This is a genomic window from Cupriavidus sp. OV096, assembly GCF_900115455.1.
Lineage (GTDB): Bacteria > Pseudomonadota > Gammaproteobacteria > Burkholderiales > Burkholderiaceae > Cupriavidus.
Genome location: NZ_FOWM01000001.1, coordinates 718,995 through 736,912, shown reverse-complemented (window position 1 = coordinate 736,912; position 17,918 = coordinate 718,995). Strand labels below are relative to the sequence as shown.

At 66.5% G+C, this 17,918-nt stretch carries 18 protein-coding genes, 1 tRNA gene and 1 pseudogene; 7 read left to right on the top strand and 13 right to left on the bottom strand.

The genetic code is table 11. The annotated features are described in order from the left end of the window. Positions 1-44 precede the first annotated feature (44 nt). The 3 genes from BM115_RS03435 to BM115_RS03425 all read right to left on the bottom strand — a co-directional run bounded on the left by BM115_RS03435 (position 45) and on the right by BM115_RS03425 (position 1,933). The gene (locus BM115_RS03435; protein ID WP_092290575.1) at positions 45-368 is read right to left on the bottom strand and encodes a rhodanese-like domain-containing protein; all 324 of its coding nucleotides are present in this window, start codon (positions 366-368) and stop codon (positions 45-47) included. 16 nt (positions 369-384) lie between these two features. Beyond that, complete coding sequence (locus tag BM115_RS03430; RefSeq protein WP_092290573.1) at positions 385-1,038, bottom strand: protein-L-isoaspartate O-methyltransferase family protein; 654 nt, start codon at positions 1,036-1,038, stop codon at positions 385-387. A gap of 136 nt (positions 1,039-1,174) precedes the next feature. Beyond that, positions 1,175-1,933, bottom strand: coding sequence for a TetR/AcrR family transcriptional regulator (locus tag BM115_RS03425; RefSeq protein WP_255370676.1), 759 nt, complete (start codon positions 1,931-1,933; stop codon positions 1,175-1,177). Between the two features lie 248 nt (positions 1,934-2,181). Between BM115_RS03425 and BM115_RS03420 the strand changes: the two genes are divergently transcribed. From BM115_RS03420 to BM115_RS03410, 3 genes are all read left to right on the top strand, one after another. After that, entirely contained in the window at positions 2,182-2,469 is a 288-nt protein-coding gene (locus tag BM115_RS03420; protein WP_092290569.1) for a zinc/iron-chelating domain-containing protein, read from the top strand. Positions 2,470-2,508: 39 nt separating this feature from the next. Then, positions 2,509-3,078, top strand: a complete 570-nt coding sequence (locus BM115_RS03415; protein WP_092290567.1) for a DUF1439 domain-containing protein — start codon at positions 2,509-2,511, stop codon at positions 3,076-3,078. 80 nt (positions 3,079-3,158) lie between these two features. Then, positions 3,159-4,040, top strand: coding sequence for an undecaprenyl-diphosphate phosphatase (locus BM115_RS03410; RefSeq protein WP_092290565.1), 882 nt, complete (start codon positions 3,159-3,161; stop codon positions 4,038-4,040). Positions 4,041-4,114: 74 nt separating this feature from the next. Here the strand turns inward: BM115_RS03410 and trmB are convergent, their stop codons facing one another. Beyond that, complete coding sequence (gene trmB, locus BM115_RS03405; RefSeq protein WP_092290563.1) at positions 4,115-4,882, bottom strand: tRNA (guanosine(46)-N7)-methyltransferase TrmB; 768 nt, start codon at positions 4,880-4,882, stop codon at positions 4,115-4,117. A 76-nt stretch (positions 4,883-4,958) separates the two neighbouring features. Further along, positions 4,959-5,033 (bottom strand) — tRNA-Gly (locus tag BM115_RS03400). Between the two features lie 155 nt (positions 5,034-5,188). On the opposite strand from BM115_RS03400, the gene BM115_RS03395 reads away from it, so the two are divergent. Next, complete coding sequence (locus BM115_RS03395; protein WP_092290561.1) at positions 5,189-5,578, top strand: DUF5594 family protein; 390 nt, start codon at positions 5,189-5,191, stop codon at positions 5,576-5,578. Between the two features lie 13 nt (positions 5,579-5,591). Here BM115_RS03395 and BM115_RS03390 read toward each other — a convergent pair whose 3' ends face one another. Continuing rightward, a complete protein-coding gene (locus BM115_RS03390) occupies positions 5,592-6,485 on the bottom strand; it encodes an aldose epimerase family protein (protein ID WP_092290559.1) in 894 nt (297 codons plus the stop codon). A gap of 64 nt (positions 6,486-6,549) precedes the next feature. Between BM115_RS03390 and BM115_RS27435 the strand changes: the two are divergent. Further along, a pseudogene (locus BM115_RS27435) lies at positions 6,550-6,678 on the top strand (cupin); the annotation flags it as partial. A gap of 21 nt (positions 6,679-6,699) precedes the next feature. Here BM115_RS27435 and BM115_RS03380 read toward each other — a convergent pair. Then, positions 6,700-7,914 (bottom strand): polyhydroxyalkanoate depolymerase, encoded by a 1,215-nt coding sequence (locus BM115_RS03380; RefSeq protein ID WP_092290557.1) that lies wholly within the window; start codon positions 7,912-7,914, stop codon positions 6,700-6,702. 299 nt (positions 7,915-8,213) lie between these two features. Between BM115_RS03380 and BM115_RS03375 the strand changes: the two genes are divergently transcribed. Beyond that, positions 8,214-8,870 (top strand): glutathione S-transferase family protein, encoded by a 657-nt coding sequence (locus BM115_RS03375; RefSeq protein ID WP_092290555.1) that lies wholly within the window; start codon positions 8,214-8,216, stop codon positions 8,868-8,870. 24 nt (positions 8,871-8,894) lie between these two features. Here BM115_RS03375 and BM115_RS03370 read toward each other — a convergent pair whose 3' ends face one another. Next, positions 8,895-10,895 carry an acetoacetate--CoA ligase gene (locus tag BM115_RS03370; RefSeq protein ID WP_092290553.1) on the bottom strand — a complete coding sequence of 667 codons (2,001 nt, stop codon included), beginning with the start codon at positions 10,893-10,895 and terminating at the stop codon, positions 8,895-8,897. Positions 10,896-11,015: 120 nt separating this feature from the next. After that, positions 11,016-12,566: a 4-hydroxy-3-polyprenylbenzoate decarboxylase gene (gene ubiD / locus BM115_RS03365; protein WP_092290551.1), complete on the bottom strand. Its 1,551-nt coding sequence runs from the start codon at positions 12,564-12,566 to the stop codon at positions 11,016-11,018. 643 nt (positions 12,567-13,209) lie between these two features. On the opposite strand from ubiD, the gene BM115_RS03360 reads away from it, so the two are divergent. After that, on the top strand, positions 13,210-14,253 hold the full coding sequence (locus BM115_RS03360) for a lytic transglycosylase domain-containing protein (RefSeq protein WP_092290549.1): 1,044 nt from the start codon (positions 13,210-13,212) through the stop codon (positions 14,251-14,253). Between the two features lie 91 nt (positions 14,254-14,344). Here the strand turns inward: BM115_RS03360 and BM115_RS03355 are convergent, their stop codons facing one another. From BM115_RS03355 to ribBA, 4 genes are all read right to left on the bottom strand, one after another. Beyond that, the gene (locus BM115_RS03355; RefSeq protein WP_092290547.1) at positions 14,345-15,526 is read right to left on the bottom strand and encodes a pyridoxal phosphate-dependent aminotransferase; all 1,182 of its coding nucleotides are present in this window, start codon (positions 15,524-15,526) and stop codon (positions 14,345-14,347) included. Positions 15,527-15,689: 163 nt separating this feature from the next. Further along, positions 15,690-16,196 carry a transcription antitermination factor NusB gene (gene nusB / locus BM115_RS03350; protein WP_092290545.1) on the bottom strand — a complete coding sequence of 169 codons (507 nt, stop codon included), beginning with the start codon at positions 16,194-16,196 and terminating at the stop codon, positions 15,690-15,692. After that, positions 16,196-16,699 (bottom strand): 6,7-dimethyl-8-ribityllumazine synthase, encoded by a 504-nt coding sequence (ribH, locus tag BM115_RS03345; protein WP_092290543.1) that lies wholly within the window; start codon positions 16,697-16,699, stop codon positions 16,196-16,198. The genes nusB and ribH overlap by 1 nt, the downstream gene beginning before the upstream one ends. Positions 16,700-16,787: 88 nt before the next feature. Then, entirely contained in the window at positions 16,788-17,903 is a 1,116-nt protein-coding gene (ribBA, locus tag BM115_RS03340; protein WP_092290541.1) for a bifunctional 3,4-dihydroxy-2-butanone-4-phosphate synthase/GTP cyclohydrolase II, read from the bottom strand. Between the last annotated feature and the right edge of the window lie 15 nt (positions 17,904-17,918).

Below are 17,918 nucleotides of genomic sequence, written 5' to 3'. Positions count from 1 at the left end.
TTCAGCGTGACGGCGGGGCCCGGACATCGCCCGGGCCGCCTTCCTCAATACTGCGGAACGGACGGGTCCACCTGCGTGGACCACGCGTGGATGCCACCGGTCAGGTTGTAGACGTTGGCGTAGCCCTGGCGCTCCAGGAAGCTGGCCACCTGCATGCTGCGCGCACCGTGGTGGCAGATGCAGACGATCTGCGCTTCATCGTCGAGTTCGCCGAGGCGGGCCGGGATCTGGCCCATCGGGATGTGGGTGATGCCGGGCATCGCGGCGGTGCGGATCTCGAGATCCTCGCGCACATCGAGCAGCACCGGCTTGGCGCGGCCGGCGTCAGCCAGCCATTGCGCGAGTTCGGGGGCAGTAATGACCTGCATGGCGGCTCCCGGCGGCTCAGAACTGGAACCGCGACGGCTGGGCAGCGCCTTGCAGCGGCTTGACCAGCGTCTCGAACAGGTTCACCGACTGGTAGCCGGATTCCGAGGTGCGCGTGATGATGCGCGCTTCCATCACCGGCGCGTCACCGACGATGACCGCGATGCGGCCGCCCACCTTGACCTGCGACAGCAGCGCCTGCGGAATCTCGGGCACCGAGCCCGACACGCAGATCACATCGTACGGCGCGGCGGCAGCCCAGCCCTCGGCGCCATTGCCTTCGGCCACTTCGGCGTTGCTCACGCCGGCGGCGGCCAGGTTCTGCCGGGCCAGTTCGGCCAGCTCGGGCACGATTTCCACGGTCAGCACGTGGCGGGCGCGGTTGGCCAGCAGGGCGGCCATGTAGCCGGAGCCGGCGCCGATTTCCAGAACATTCTCATGCTTGCGCACGTTCAGGTCCTGCAGCAGACGGGCTTCCACGCGCGGGGCCAGCATGTTCTGGCCGGCCGGCAGCGGGATCTCCATGTCGACGAAAGCCAGCGCGGCGTATGCCTGCGGCACGAACTGCTCGCGCTTGACCACGGCCAGCAGGTCCAGGATTTCCTGGTCCAGCACGTCCCACGGACGAATTTGCTGTTCGATCATGTTGAAGCGGGCTTTTTCGAGATCCATCTTGCCTTTTCCTTCCAATTCCAGTGCTTGCGGAGAGCCCGCCATTTTACCCCTGCGGACTGCCGCAGGATGTTTACAGATTATTGGCAACGACTTGCGCGGGGCCAGTTGTTGCGCGTTGGCACAGGGCCGGCGCTCAGCTGTCCTCGCCGCCAGCCCGCTCGGCCGCCTGGGCGGCCAGCATTTCATCCCGGATCTGTTCCCAGACCCAGGGGCCGGACTTCGCCGGCAGCGGCGTGTCCCGGGCCGGGCCCGTGGTCAGGCCGAACAGCAGCATCTGGATCAACTGGTCCACGAACGCCGCCGGATCGATCTCCTGCACCGCCACCTGGCTGAACGCGCGCTGCCACAGCATCAGGAAGACCAGCGGGGCGCAGATCAGCGTGGTGGCGGGGTTTGCCGGGGTCTCACGGAACTCCCCGCGCGCCGCGCCCCGGGCCAGTACACGGGCGAACAACTCGTCGCCGGGGCCCATCACTTCGTCCTGGTAAAACTGGGCGATGTCCGGGAAATTGCCCGATTCGGCCATGATCAGCTTGGTCAGCCCGGCGGCGCGCGTGGCGCCGATCAGGCCCCACCAGCCCAGCAGCAGCTCGCGCAACAGTTCGGGCGTGGACCCTTCGTAGGTCTCGACCAGATCGATTCCCCGGGCCAGCGCCGGCACCATGTTCTCGCGCACGACGGTCTTGAACAGCTCTTCCTTGTTCGCGAAGTACAGGTACACAGTGCCTTTCGAGACACCTGCGGCGGCGGCAACGTCCTCGAGCCGGGTCGCGGCGTAGCCGCGCTCCACGAACAATTCCAGCGCGGCCGCCACCAGTTCCTGCGGGCGCGCGGCCTTGCGCCGGTGCCACCGGCGCGCGTCGGGATCTTTCTTGGGCGAGAGTTCGGTCACAGGGCAGGGATACGCGAGACGGCGGCGCACGTCCGCGTGGCGGCGCCGCATCGAAATTAAATAACTTGTGGGTCAGTAATGTAGAGGAGCGGTCTTGAGCGGTCAAGCCAGCACCATCCCGCATTGTGACGCATCCGGCGCAGGTTGCGCTTTGTTGCAGGTTGGACGGGACGGCTCAGGCAGAATGACGCCTTTCGCGTACCTTTCCCGATGTCTTGCATGACGACATCTGCGCCTGAACCTTGAGCATGGCCTGCCAGTCTGACTTTTCCTGCCGCGATGGTTGCGGCGCCTGCTGCATCGCGCCGTCCATCACGTCGCCCCTGCCGGGCATGCCGCACGGCAAGCCGGCGGGGCAGCCCTGCGCGCAGTTGCTGCCCGACATGCACTGCGCGGTGTTCGGCCAGTCGGAGCGCCCGGCGTTCTGCGGCGGGCTGCGCCCTTCGGCCGAGATGTGTGGCAACTCCCGCGAGGCGGCGCTGCACTGGCTGACCCGGCTCGAGGCGCTGACCGCGCCATCCACCGTTGCCGCCTGACTGGCATCAGGCCGCAGCCCGTCTTTTGGAGGTTCTACGATGATCGCGATGACACGCCGGCGCTGGCTGGCGGCCGCAGGCATCGCCACGGCAACTGCCGCCACCGCCTGGCTGGCGGCCTGCAGTGGGTTCATGAACGAATACACGTTCTCGCAAAGCCAGCTTCAGTCGGCGCTTGAACGCAAGTTTCCGTTCAACAAGCGCTATATGGAGTTGTTCGATATCCAGCTCGCCAACCCGCAGTTGGCGCTGGACCCCACGCGCAACCGCGTGACCGTGCAGTTCGACGCCACCATCGACAACCGGCTGTTCTTCCGCCAGCCGCTGACCGGCCGTTTCGCGCTGGACAGCGCGTTGCGCTACGACCCGCCGTCACACTCGCTGGTGCTACAGGACCCCGAGGTGCGCCAATTCGACGTGCAGGGCATGCCGGCACAGTTCTCGCGTCAGCTCAATGCGCTGGGCGGGATCCTGTCCGAGCAGCTGTTGCAGGGCTACCCGCTGTATACGTTCAAGCCGGAGCAGTTGCGGCTGGCTGGCGCGCCGGCGGAGCCCGGTACAATCACGGTCCTGCCGGACGGTATCAACGTCAAGATTAATCGTCCGTAAACACGGTTTCCCAATAATAATGCCGAGGGTTCGCGCATCCCCGCGCGGACCGAACCGCGCCTGACCTCTCCTGAATCCGCATGGATATCGCACTTGCCCTGAAAGCCGTGATCCTCGGCATCGTCGAAGGACTGACCGAGTTTCTCCCCATCTCCAGTACCGGCCACCTGATTCTTGCCGGCCAGTTGCTCGATTTCAACGACGAGAAGGGCAAGATCTTCGAAATCGTGATTCAGTTCGGTGCGATTCTGGCGGTGTGCTGGGAATTCCGGCGCAGGATTGGTGCGGTGGTCAGCGGCCTGGGTTCCGATCCGAAAGCCCAGCGGTTTGCGATCAACGTCATTGTGGCCAGCGTGCCGGCCATCGTGCTGGCGCTGATCTTCGGCAAGTGGATCAAGGCCCATTTGTTCAATCCGATGAGCGTGGCCATGGCGTTTATCGTCGGCGGCGTGGTGATTTTGCTCGCCGAATGGCGCGACGCACGCCGGGGTACGGTTTCGCATCCGCAGGGCAATGCGCTGCTGGAAGCGGCCAAGGCCGGGGCGCCGCGCATCGAATCGGTGGATGACCTGAACTGGCGCGACGCGCTGAAGGTCGGCCTGGCGCAGTGCTGCGCGCTGGTGCCCGGCACGTCCCGCTCCGGCGCTACGATTATCGGCGGCATGCTGTTTGGCCTGTCGCGCCAGGTGGCGACCGAGTTCTCGTTCTTCCTGGCCATTCCGGTGATTTTCGGCGCCACGGTCTACGAGCTGTACAAGGCACGCGCGCTGCTCTCCGCCGACGACCTGGGGATTTTCGGCATCGGCTTTGTCTTCGCGTTCCTGTCGGCGTTCCTGTGCGTGCGCTGGCTGTTGCGTTTCGTCGCCACGCACGATTTCAAGCCATTCGCGTGGTACCGGATTGTCTTCGGGATTATCGTGCTGGCCACGGCGTGGACCGGGGTGGTGTCCTGGCACGCTTGAGGTAAGCGGAGCAAATAAAAAAGGCGTGGTCTCTATCGGCCACGCCTTTTTTGTTTCTGCTGGTGCCCCAGCGATCAACGCTTGCGGAACACCACGTCCCAGACGCCGTGTCCGAGCCGGACGCCGCGCTTCTCGAATTTGGTCACGGGCCGGTAATCGGGCCGCTCGGCAAAACCGCCCTCGGCCTGCGAGGTATTTTCTAGGGCCGGTTCGCCCGACAGCACTTCCACCATCTGGTAGGCATACTCCTCCCAGTCCGTGGCGCAGTGGAGATAACCACCGGGCTTCAGGCGGCTGGCCAGCAGCTTGACCAGCGGCGGCTGCACCAGCCGGCGCTTGTTGTGCTTCTTCTTGTGCCAGGGGTCGGGGAAGAAGATATGCACGCCATCGAGACAATTCTCAGTCAGCATGTGTGCGATGACCTCGACCGCATCGTGTCGCATGATGCGAACATTCTCAATGCCACGCTCGCCGGCCAGCTTCAGCAAGGCGCCAACGCCGGGCTCGTGCACCTCGCAGCCCAGGAAGTTGTCCTGCGGACGTAGTTGGGCGATGTGCGCGGTGGTCTCGCCCATGCCGAAGCCGATCTCGAGGATGGCCGGGCCCGAACGGCCGAAGGTGGCCGTCCAGTCGAGCGGCGTGGGCGCATAGGGCACGATGAAGCGCGGGCCAAGGTCGTCGATGGCGCGCTGCTGCCCGGTGGAGGTGCGCCCGGCGCGCCGCACGAACGAGCGGATGCGGCGCGGATGCGCAACGTCATCGCCGGGTTGGCGCGGGGCATCTGACGTGGCCTCGGCGTCGTCGGCCGGCTTCGGTTCGGTACTGGCGTCTTGGGGGAGCATGGCAACAAAAAGCCGCCGGGCGGAGTGCCGATCGGACTATCGACCGGGTGCCAGAGGCGGCTTGTTCAATCAGGGGTGGAGCGGGCGATGGGAATCGAACCCACGTCTTTAGCTTGGGAAGCTAAGGTAATGGCCATTATACGACGCCCGCAAGAAGCGCGATTCTACGCGGGAAGGGCGGACGAGCGCAAGCTGGCGGGGTGATGGCGCGATCACTACAACGGAACTCGCACAATTACGAGGCGGCCGCGCATGGGGTGCAAAGCAGGCGCAGAATAGCCGTCACGCCAAGCCCCCGCATCCGCCGTGCACCTCGCCCCCGCCCAGCGCTTCAATGCCGAATTCCTGCCGCGCATCATCGCGCGCATTCACGCGTTGTCTCGCGGCACGCTTCAGACCGAGGTGCGGCCGGCCGATCGCCCGCATCTGCCGGCCTGCCTGCGGGTCTCCGGGGCCGCGCGGGCCGGCGGCGGGCGCTATGCGCATCCGCTGGACATCACGCTGTCATGGGATGGCTACGAGGTGGAGCGGCTGTTCGAGATCGGCGGCGAAACGCGCTTTGCCGCCTACCTGGAGGCGCTGCCTGCCAAGCTCGATGCCTGGCAGGATGCCCGCCAGCTCGATCTGAACACCCGCACCCAGGCCGATCCGGCGGTCTTGATCGGCGGGCTCGATTTCGAGCATCTGGTTCGCTAGCCCGCGCGGGGGCTCAGATGACCAGCCGGCAGACGGCCGATTCGGCCTTGCCTGGCGCCAGCCACCGCAGCCCCTCTCCATGCCCGATCGCGTTGGGCAACCCCAGCCACGGCTCCACGCAGTAAAAGTCAGAATCTTCTCGCTCGGACCACGTCGTGATCGCGTGCCATGGCGCGCGCCCCGGGACGTTGAGAACGAAGTCGATCTCGCGCGCCGGCATTTGCAGCCGCAACGTGCCCGGCCCGCGCAGGATGTGGAAGGTGTCCTGCAGCCGGGCGTCATCCAGTCGATAGGTGCGCTCGCCCGGTTCGGCGCCGGTCAGGCCGCCGTCCGGGGTCTGTCGCACGCGGTCTGCGGGCGGCAGGGACAGGCGGGTTGCCGATCGCTGCGTGTGAGGCAGCGCGAAGTAGAAATGATGGCCGGCGTACCACGGCAGCGGCGCCGAGCCCGTGTTCCTGACTTCTAGCTCGACCTCCAGCCCTTCGGGCACGAGCCGGTAGGTGGCCGTGAAGACAAAGGCGAACGGATAGCCCGCCTGCGTCGCCTCGGACGATGTCAGCGTCATGCTCACCGCAGACTCGGAGAAATCCGATACCTCGAACGCCATGTCGCGGGCAAAGCCGTGCTGCGGAAGCTCGCGCACCACGCCGTCGGTATCGCGCCATTTCCCTGGTTCGCCGTCGACGAAATGCCGGCCGATGAATGGGAACAGCAGCGGGTTGCCGCCGCGCACCTTGGCCACGCGGGACCAGTCGGCATCGTCTGGCCAGTAAAGGATGTCCTGGCCGCGATGGACCCATCGCACCAGCCGGCCGCCATGCGCCGGCGCCAGCAGCAGATAGTTGTCACCCGTGCCAATGCGCACCAGATCCTGCCCTTGAAAACGTTCCATGCCGACCTGCGCCATGCGCCTGCCTCCCGCAGAAATTCGGAAAACCCCGAGGGTATCGCAACTTCCCGCCGGTATCCCTTTGGGGTGGCCCGCATCGTCCCCCACAGACTTTTCTCATGTGCGCCCGCGCGACACGGCTGTTGTCGACCAGAGTTTGAGAGATTTCTTCCTCTACCGCGATCTCGGCATTGCCGATGCTACGCACGGCATTCTCGCGATCCGGCATTCGCTAATCGGCCATGTGGATCGTCTCGCGCACCAGCGGATAGACCTGCGACTCCCAGTGCTTGCCGTTGAACACGCCGTAGTGGCCCACGCCGGTCTGGATGTGATGCATCCGCATGTAGGGCCGCACGTTCGTGCACAACTCCTGCGCCGCCATGGTCTGGCCGATGGCGCAGATGTCGTCGCGCTCGCCCTCCACGGTGAGTAGCGCGGTGCGGCGGATGGCCTGCGTGGCCACGCGCCGGCCGGCCACGTCGAGCAGGCCCTGTGCGAGCAGAAATCGCTGGAATACGAGGCTCACGGTCTCAAGGTAGAACTCGGCCGTGAGGTCCATCGTGGCGAAGTACTCGGCGTAGAAGGTCTGGATGGCATCGGCCTTGTCGTGCTCGCCGCGTGCGCGCAGGTCGTAGAGATCGCGCAGGGCCTGCTCGTGGCGCTCCCGGTTCATGCTCATGAATGCGATCAACTGCACGAAGCCCGGATACACGCGGCGCGTGGCGCCCGGAAAGCGCCACGGCACGTAGCCGATCAGCGTCGATTCGAACCATTCGATGGGCCGGCTCATGGCCAACTCGTTGACCTTGGTCGGATTCACGCGCGCGTCGATCGGGCCGGCCATCAGCGTCAGGCTTGGCGGCTGCGCCGGGTCGCCGTCCTCGGCCATCAGCGCCACTGCGGCCAGCGCCGCCACGGTGGGCTGGCACACGGCCATCAGGTGGGTGTGGCCGCCCAGCGCGTGCAGGAAGGTGATCAGGTGCTGCACGTATTCATCGAAGCCAAACCGTCCGTACAGCACCGGGACGTCGCGCGGGTTGTGCCAGTCCGTAATGTAGACGTCATGGTCGCGGAGCATGGTTTCCACCGTGCCGCGCAGCAGCGTGGCGAAGTGGCCGGACATCGGCGCCACCAGCAGCACGCGCGGCTGCGCGGGTGCGCCTTCGCGGCGGAAACGCAGCAGGGTGCAGAACGGCGTGCGCGTGACGATTTCCTCGACCACCGGTACCTCGCCGCCATTCACGCGCACGCTATGGATGGCGAATGGCGGCCGGTAGTGGGTCAGGCGGGCCAGCGCCAGCACCTCGCAGGCGGCGCGGACGGATCTCAATGGTTCGCATTCGTCGGCGCCCGGATAGCCGGCGATCAACGTGGCAGCGATATCGGCCAGAGAGCAGGCCGGCTGCATCATGTCCGCGTAGGTCTGGTAGGCCTGATAGAGCATTGCTCGTTTTCCTCCGCGGCATGGCGCCTCGCCTGATGTAAGCGTAGTGCGCCGCAATATATATGCCACCGATAATTGAACTTGGCACGCCGCTTGCGCGTGGCGAGTGGCATGACAAGCAGGAAGGAGGGAGTGCGGCAAGGGGCGCTTCCGCAGGCCATGCGCCACATCCGGTGGCGGGATACGGCCTCGGACTGGTGCCGGGCCGCGCACCGCGCGGGTGCTTGGCGATGCGGCATCCGCCACCGATACTGCAAACGATGCATCGCGCACTGGCCCCGGGGGGCCGAGGAGGCATGATGGCGAAGACCACGCTGACCATCAGCAGCAAGACCTATTCGTCCTGGTCGCTGCGCGGCTGGCTGCTGGCCCGGTTCGCGGGCCTGGAGTTCGAGGAAGTACTGGTGTCGCCCGAAGATCCGGCGGCGCGTGCCGAAATCCTGCTGCTGTCGCCGTCGATCCTCGTACCCTGCCTGCGCCATCAGGGCGTGACGGTGTGGGACACGCTGGCGATCGCCGAATACCTCAATGAGATTCGTCCCAAGGCGGGACTATTGCCCGACGATCTCGTCGCGCGCGCCCACTGCCGCGCCATCTGCGGCGAGATGCATTCCGGTTTCGCGGCGATGCGCGCCGCCTTGCCGATGAACCTCAAGGGGCATTTCCCCGGGCTCAAGGTCTGGTCGCGCGCCCAGGCCGACATCGACCGGATCGTCGCGATCTGGACCGAGTGCCTGACCCGCTACGGCGGCCCATTCCTGTTCGGCGAGCGCCGCACGATGGCGGACGCGATGTACGCGCCCGTGGTCACGCGCTTCGTCACCTACGGCGTGATGCTCGATCCTGAGCCGGTGGCCTACTGCAAGGCCATCCTCGCCATGCCCGAGATGCAGGAGTGGATCAGCGCCGCGCGCGAGGAGCCCGACGAGATCAGCGAACTCGACGTCGAATTCTGATCCTTTCCGATCCTTCTCCCAGCTCTAGGCGGCCGCCGTCCTCGCCAGATAGGTGGCCGCGTAGGCAAAGTACCAGTCCAGGCAGTCCGGATTGGCCATCGCGTCGCGGTTGGCAATCTGCTCCGGCGGATGGCCGAGCAGCAGCTTCTTGATCGGCACCTCCATCTTCTTGCCGGACAGCGTGCGCGGCACGCCGGGCACCTGCACGATGTCATTCGGCACATGGCGCGATGACAGCCCGGCGCGAATCCGGGCCCGCAGCGAGTCGCGCAGCGCCTCATCGAGCACATTGCCCTCGCGCAGCACGACGAAGAGCGGCATGTACGACTCGCGGCCCAGGTATTCGAGGTCGACCACCATGCTGTCGAGTACCTCAGGCAGTTCCTCCACCACGCGGTACAACTCGCTGGTGCCCATGCGGATGCCGTGCCGGTTGATCGTGGCGTCCGAGCGGCCGTAGATGATGGCACCGCCGCGCGGCGTGATGCGAATCCAGTCGCCGTGGCGCCAGGCGTTCGGATAGGTGTCGAAGTAGCTGTCGCGGTAGCGCTTGCCGTCGGCATCGCCCCAGAGGTAGAGCGGCATCGACGGCATCGGCTCGGTGCAGACCAGCTCGCCCACCGCGTCGATCATCGCCTGGCCCTGTTCGTCGAACGCTTCCACCTTGGCGCCCAGGCAGCGGCACTGCATCTCGCCCGCGTACACCGGCAGCAGCGGACAGCCCGCCACGAACGAGCCGGCGAAGTCGGTGCCGCCGGACATCGGCGCGAGCCAGATGTCGGCGCGCACGTGGCGATAAATCCACGCATAGGCCTCTTCGGGCAGCGGCGAGCCGGTGGAGCCCAGCCCGCGCAGCCGGGACACATCGGCAAAGGCGGCCGGCTCCAGCCGGGTCTTCATGCAGTTGGTGAAAAACGCGGCGCCGGCGCCGAACATCGTCACGCGCGCGTCATCGACAAAGCGCCACAGCACGCTGGCGTCTGGCCAGGCGGGGTTGCCGTCGTAGAGCGCCACGGTGGTGCCGAGCAGCAGGCCGCCTACCTGCGCGTTCCACATGATCCAGCCGCTGCTGCTGTACCAATGGAAGACGTCGTCCGGGCCGAGGTTGTTGTGGAACGCCAGCAGCTTGAGCTGCTCGATGACGATGCCGCCGTGGCCATGGACGATCGGCTTGGGCATGCCGGTGGTGCCGGACGAGTAGACGATCCAGAGCGGGTGGTCGAACGGCACCGGCTCGATCCGCAGCGGCACCGCGTGCGCCAGCACGTCCGCCCAGTCGTGGCGGCGGACCGGGCCGGCGGTGTCGATCTCACTGCCGATGGCCGGAATCAGCACGAGGTCGGTCAGCGAGGGCAGGGCGGCGACCAGATCGGCGATCACCGGCGCGCGGTCGTAGGTCTTGCCGCCGTAGTGGTAGCCGTCGACGGCAATCAGCACCTTGGGCGCGATCTGGCGGAAGCGGTCGATCACGGCCACCTGGCCCATGTCCGGCGCGCAGCCGGACCAGACCGCGCCCAGGCTGGCCGTGGCCAGGAAGGCGACGATGGTAGCCGGCACGTTGGGCAGGTAGCCGGCCACGCGGTCGCCCGGCGTCACGCCCATCGCGCGCAGGGCATGGGCGAGGGAGGCGACCTGGGCTTCCAGGGCATCCCAGCTCACATCGGCCAGCGGCTGGGCTTCGCCGGCATGGCGGATGGCCGGGCGCTGGCGCGCCTCACCGGTGCCGGCGTGGCGGAAGACCTGCTGGACGTAATTGAGCGTGGCGCCTTCGAACCAGCGCGCACCGGGCATGGTGCGGCGGTCCAGCACGCGCTCGGCGGGGGTATCGAAATGGACGTCGAAGTAGACGCGGATGGCGTCCCAGAACGCCTCGATGTCGGTGACCGACCAGCGCCAGAGGCTGTCGTAGTCATCGAAGGCGAGGCCGCGCTCGCGGCGCAGCCATGTGATGAAAGCGGCCAGCTGGCTGCTCTCGGCAAAGTTGGCGGACGGCGTCCACATCAGCTTTCCGGATGCCACGGTCATGCCTGTCTCCTCCTCGACCCGTCTGCGCGGGGGGTTGGGGTGCGCCGCGGGTTTGTCGCTGGTGCGTTGACAGCAGCCGGCGCGGCGCGATGCGAGGTCACATGATAACCGTCTCCGAGATCACCTGGCGGCGCCCCCCGATTCGAACAGCGTGCCCCACATCTCGTCCACGCGCGCCTTGACGGCGGGATCCATCGAGATGGTCCGGCCCCATTCGCGTGTGGTTTCGCCGGGCCACTTGTCGGTGGCGTCGATGCCCATCTTCGAGCCCAGGCCGGAGACCGGCGAGGCGAAGTCGAGATAGTCGATGGGCGTGTTCTCGACCATCACCGTGTCGCGGCTCGGATCGACCCGGGTGGTGATGGCCCAGATGACCTCCTTCCAGTCGCGCACGTCCACATCGTCATCCACCACGACGATGAACTTCGTATACATGAACTGGCGCAGGAAGCTCCAGACCCCGAACATCACCCGTTTGGCGTGGCCGGCGTACTGCTTCTTCATGCGCACCACCGCCATGCGGTAGCTGCACCCCTCGGGCGGCAGGTAGAAGTCGGTGATTTCCGGGAACTGCTTCTGGAGCAGCGGCACGAAGACCTCGTTCAGCGCCACGCCCAGCACGGCGGGCTCATCGGGCGGCTTGCCGGTGTAGGTGGAGTGGTAGATCGGGTCGCGCCGCATGGTGATGCGGTCGATCGTGAAGACCGGGAACCAGTCCTGCTCGTTGTAGTAGCCGGTGTGGTCGCCGTAGGGCCCCTCCAGCGCATGCTGGTAGCCGGACGGGTGGGCCGGATCGGGCTGGATGTGGCCTTCGAGGATGATCTCTGCCGAGGCCGGCACGGACAATTCGGACAAGGTCGGCGTCAGGCAGCCGGCCAGCGCGGTGCGGCTGCCGCGCAGCAGGCCGGCGAACTGGTATTCGGAAAGCGTGTCGGGCACCGGCGTCACGGCGCCGAGGATGGTGGCCGGGTCGGCGCCCAGCGCCACGGCGATCGGGAAGGGCTTGCCGGGGTTGGCCAGCGCGTGCTCGCGGAAGTCCAGTGCGCCGCCGCGATGCGCCAGCCAGCGCATGATCACCTGATTGCGGCTGATGACCTGCTGGCGGTAGATGCCCAGGTTCTGGCGCTTCTTGTGCGGGCCCTTGGTGACCACCAGGCCCCAGGTGATCAGCGGGGCGGCGTCGCCGGGCCAGCAGGTCTGGATCGGCAGGCGGCCCAGGTCCACGTCGTTGCCTTCCCAGACGATCTCCTGGCAGGACGGGCTGCTCACGCGCTTCGGCGCCATGTCCCACACGGACTTGGCCAGCGTGAACAGCTTGCCGGCCTCGCGCAGGCCGCGCGGCGGCTCGGGTTCCTTGAGCGCCGAGAGCACGCGGCCGATGTCGCGCAAGTCCTCGAGTGAGTTCGCGCCCATGCCCATCGCCACCCTGCGTGTCGTGCCGAACAGATTGGCGAGCACCGGCACCTTATAGATAGCGTCATGGCCCGCGCCTGCATCGTTCCGAGATTGCACGCTCGGTTTCTCGAAGAGCACGGCGGGACCTTCCGCGCGCAGCAGGCGGTCGCAAATCTCCGTCATTTCGAGATTGGGCGAGACCGGCGTGGCGATCCGTTTCAGCTCGCCAAGCTGCTCCAGTTGGCCGATGAAATCGCGCAAGTCTTTGTATTGCATAGTGAAATCTGTGAAGGTTGCCGCGCTGCGCCAATCCATGGCGTGCCCTGGCGAGGTGTGTGACGATACACATCAGCGTCCGGCGGTGCAAAAAAATCGTGTCGGAAGCGTACGAGAAATGTAAATTTTTTGCGGTGTAGACCGGTCCTCAAAGGAAGGGTAACCCTAGGCCAGTCCTACGATCCCGAGCCTCCGGGTGATGTAGCCGCCGCTTAAATAACGCCGTTACATATTTCTAAAAGTAGTGACTTGTGCATTCGTTATGCTTGACGGGTTATAAAAGGGTTCCTACAATCCGGTCTGCTCTGTGGGGTGTTGCGCCGCAACATGGCTTGAGGCTTCTGTCAAGAGGCGCTCTTTAAAAAAGCCAGCGTGACCACACCTCCTTTGATCTTGATCGCGATACGTGTAGCAAGCGTGCGCGGCGGGGTCCTCCGGCGGGATGCCGGAGCGTGAGAGTCTTTTAGTGGCAGGGTGCGTTTCCCCAAGAGCGTACCCTGTTTCTCGTTGGGCGCATGGGGAGCGCCCGCCAACAGGTGCTGGACACCCCTGCTAGGTGGCGCAGCATCCTTACTTGAGTACGTTGAGATCGGGCACGCGTGGCAATTGGCACGCGCGCAGCGGGCAGCGGATGGAGGTAAGTATGAGCGGTTGGAAAACCCTTCATCTTCCCGGTGTCGGGCGGGCGTTGCAGGTCCGCTTCAGACAACCGGTTCCCGGTGTGAACCGCGCGCTGCAAATGCGCCTGGCCCACCCGGTGGCAGGTCGCGCCTTGCTGCGCGGCAGCCGTACCACCTTGAAGTACACCCTGAACAGCCTGGGCGTGCTTTCTGTGGCCGCAGCAGTCACCTTGACGGTCAGCCAGCAATGGCGGACGTCGCTCGCTGGCGCGCTGGCGGGCAAGGAAGCACCCACGGTACTGCTCGGCGCCGCCCTGCCGGCTACCACGGCCCGTGCCAGCACTGGCGTGCCGCCGGTCTCGGCCGACGTGGCCGCCGCGCGTCTGGCGCATGCCACCAACGGCTTGCCGACGGTGTCTGGCGTGGACGAGTGGAGTGTGTCGGCCGCGGGCAAGGTCCCGTCGGTGGCGCACCTGGCCGCGCAGATCCCGGTGCAGCGCGTGGCGCTGGACGCCCGCAACACGACGGCGCTCGGCTCCGCACGTGAGCAGGCGGCCGTGGCGGACTACATCGCCCGCAAGTACCGTGTGGCGGCGCAGGCCACCGGGCAACTGGTGAAGGCCGCGTACATGACGGGCCGCGAGGTCGGCATCGACCCGCTGCTGATCCTCGGCGTGATCGCCATCGAGTCCAGCTTCAACCCGTACGCCGAAAGCGGCGTGGGTGCGCAGGGCCTGATGCAGGTCATGACGAAGGTCCACCAGGACAAGTACGAAGCCGTGGGCGGTGTGTCCGCCGCGCTGAACCCGTACGCCAACATCAAGATCGGCGCGCTGGTGCTGAAGGATTGCATCGCCCGTGCCGGTTCGCTGGAAGGCGGCCTGAAGTACTACGTGGGTGCCGCCACGACCAACACCGATGGCGGCTACGGCGCCAAGGTGCTGGCCGAGCGCGCCCGCCTGCGCCAGTTGCTGGGCCTGCCCGCCAACGACGCGAAGCCGGTCGACGCCAAGCCGACGACGGCCGAAAAGCTGGAAGCGGCCACGGCCACGGCCCAGGCGGCCTGATCGTCAGGCTGCGGAAGAAAAAGAGCACCCCTCGGGGTGCTCTTTTCGTTTGCGCTGTATCTATATAGATAGCGATGGCCGGCCCGGATCCTCAGCGCAGGAAATGGTGGAGCCGCTGCATCGCTTCCTCGATGTTCTCCATGGCCGTTGCGTACGAGATGCGGATGTAGTCGCGCGCCGTATGCGGGCCGAAGTCCGTGCCGGGCACCATCACCACACCGGCGTCATGCAGAATGGCCTGCGTCAGCTTGTCGGCATCGCCCGCATGGGGGTGGTTCACGTGGCGGCAGTCGGCATAGACATAGAAGGCGCCGTCCGGCTTCACCGGCACGCGCAGCCCCAGCGCCTCCAGCGCCGGCACGATGGCGTCACGGCGGCGGCGGAATTCCGCCTTGCGCTCGTCGTAGATCGCCAGCGCCTCGGGCGTGAAGCAGGCCAGCGCCGCGTGCTGCGCCACCGCCGACGCGCAGATGAACAGGTTCTGCGCGACCTTCTCGAAGGCCGGCACCAGCGCGTCCGGCACCACCAGCCAGCCCAGGCGCCATCCCGTCATATTGAAATACTTCGAGAAGCTGTTCACGGTGACCACGTTGTCGTCCAGCGACAGCGCGGACACCGGCGGGGCATCGTACGACAGGCCCTGATAGATCTCGTCGAGGATGGCGAAGCCGTTGCGGCGGCGGACTTCGGCGAGGATGCCGCGCAGCTCGTCCGGCAGGATCGACGTGCCGGTGGGATTGCTCGGCGACGCCAGCAGCACCCCGCGCGTGTCCGGCCCCCAGTTGGCGGCCACCTGGGCGGCGGTGAGCTGGAAGCGCTCGGCCGGCCCGCTCGGCACCATGCGCGCCCGGCCGTCGAAGGCGGCCACGAAATGACGATTGCAGGGGTAGCTCGGATCGGGCATCAGCACTTCGGCGCCAATCTCTACCAGTACCGCGCAGGCCAGCAACAGCGCGCCGGAAGCGCCGGCGGTCACGATCACGCGGCGCTCGGGAATATCGATCCCATAGGCGGTCTTGTAGTAGCCAGCGATGGCCTCGCGCAGCGCGTGGATGCCCAGCGCCCCGGTGTACTGCGTCACGCCCCGGCGCATGGCCGCCTCCGCGGCATGCACGACCGGCGCGGCGGCGGTGAAGTCCGGCTCGCCAATCCCCATGTGGATGATGTGGCGCCCGGCCCGTTCGAGTTCGGCGGCCTGCTTGGCCAGTTCCATGACGTGGAAGGCGTCGATATTGGCGAGGCGGGAGGCAGTGGCAAGGCGCTGGAGGTCCATGGCGGTCAGGATAGGCAGAGGGCTGGGGTGGCTTGAGGGTAAGGGTAGGCAGCGCGGCGCGGATCCCAAAGGATCACGCGATGCGCGGAAATATGGCGCCGAAACAAAAACACCCGCCGGGGCGGGTGCTCTGGGCTGGTGCCAGCCAGCAGTGACGGGAGGCTTAGCGGCGCGCAGCGACTTCCGGCGCGCGAACCTGGGCGGCGAGCTTGTCCAGCACGCCATTGACGTACTTGTAGCCTTCCACGCCGCCGAAGGTCTTGGTCAGCTCCACGGCCTCGTTGATGACGACCTTGTAGGGAATGTCCAGACAATGCACGAGTTCGAAGCTGCCAACCAGCAGCGCGGCGCGCTCCACGGGCGACAGTTCGGCCACGGGGCGATCCAGGAACGGTTCGAACGCGGCGGTCAGGCGCGCTTCCTCGCGCACGGCGCCGTTGAGCAGGGCGTCGAAGTGCTCGCTGTCGGCCTTGTTGAAGCCTTGCGCGTCATGCAGGTGGGCTTGAATCGCACCAATATCGTTACGATTCAGCAGCCATTGATAGAGGCCCTGCAGTGCCAGCTCGCGCGACCGGCGGCGCGCGCTCTTCGGCGGGGCCTTGGGCTCGGTGCGGGCCGGCTTGGCGCCGCCCGGCTTGCCGGCGTCGCCAGTGTCGGTGGCGTCACTCATCATGCTTCCTCGTCTTCATCTTCGTCGTTCTGGCCGCTGCGCAGGGAGTCCAGCGCGACTACCAGGTTCGCCATTTCCACGGCGGCGCGGGCGCAGTCGCGGCCCTTCTCGCGCGTGCGGGCGTGCGCCTGCGCGTCGGTATCCACGGTCAGGATGCCGTTGGCGATGGGCACGTTGAAGTCCAGGCCCACGCGCGTGATGCCGGCGCCGGACTCGTTCGAGACCAGCTCGAAGTGGTAGGTCTCGCCGCGCACCACGGCGCCGAGTGCGATCAGCGCGTCGAACTGGCCGCTTTCGGCCATCTTCTGCAGCGCCAGCGAAATTTCCAGCGCGCCGGGCACCGTCACGACCAGCGTGTCTTCGCCTTCGACGCCGAGTTTTTCGAGTTCGGCCACGCAGGCCTCGCGCAGCTCGTCGCAGACGGGCTCGTTGAAGCGACCCTGCACGATGCCGATGCGCAGGCCTTCACCTTCGAGGTTGCTGGGGTAGAAGCCGTGATCCATTGTCAGTTCTCCAATTGTTCGGGGAAGGGTGGCTGGCCGCGCCGGAAGGGCGCTGGCCGCCATCGATATTCGTGAAAATTCGTTCGTCTTAGTCGCAGTTGGCTTCGCCGTGCATCGGCTGGCAGCCGGTCACTTCGAGATCGTAGCCGGTCATGCTCGGCATCTTCTGGGGCGAGCCCAGCACGCGCATCTTGCCCACGCCGAGGTCGCGCAGGATCTGGGCGCCCATGCCGTAGGTGCGCAGGTCCGGCTTGCGGCGCGGACGGTCTTGCGGGGCGTCCAGCGCGGCGAACTGCGAAAACAGCTGCTCGGGCGAATCGCCCACGTTCAGCAGCACCATCACGCCTTGCTCGGCGCCATGCAGCACCTCGAGCGCGGCCGGCAGGCTCCAAGAGTGCGTGGTGCGGGCCGATTCCAGCAGGTCGAGTACCGACAGGGGCTCGTGCACGCGCACCAGCGTCTCGGTGTCCGGGCGCGGCTGGCCCTTGACCAGCGCCAAGTGGGCGCGGCCGGTGGGCTTGTCGCGGTAGATCACGCCCTGGAAGGTGCCCCACGGCGTCTGCATGGTGCGCTCGCCCGCGCGCTCGATGATGCTTTCGGTGCGGCTGCGGTAGTGGATCAGGTCGGCGATGGTGCCGATCTTGAGATCGTGCTCGCGCGCGAACTCGACCAGATCCGGCAGGCGCGCCATGGTGCCGTCGTCCTTCATGATCTCGCAGATCACGGCCGCCGGCGTCAGGCCGGCCAGGGCGCCGAGGTCGCAACCGGCTTCGGTATGGCCGGCGCGGATCAGCACGCCGCCGGGCTGCGCCGTCAGCGGGAAGATGTGGCCGGGCTGCACGAGGTCGCTGGCCTTGGCGTCGCGGGCCACGGCAGCCTGCACGGTGCGCGAGCGGTCGGCGGCGGAGATGCCGGTGGTCACGCCTTCGGCTGCCTCGATCGACACCGTGAAATTCGTGCCGTGCACCGTGCCGTTGCGCGACACCATCGGATACAGCTCCAACTGGCGGCAGCGTTCGGCGGTCAGCGTCAGGCAGATCAGGCCGCGCCCGTACTTCGCCATGAAGTTGATGGCTTCCGGCGTGACGAAGTCGGCCGCCAGGACCAGGTCGCCTTCATTTTCGCGGTCTTCCTCGTCAACGAGGATGACCATGCGGCCGGCGCGAATGTCGGCAATGATGTCTTCGGTACGGGCGATAGTCATGGCTGGGGCAACGTC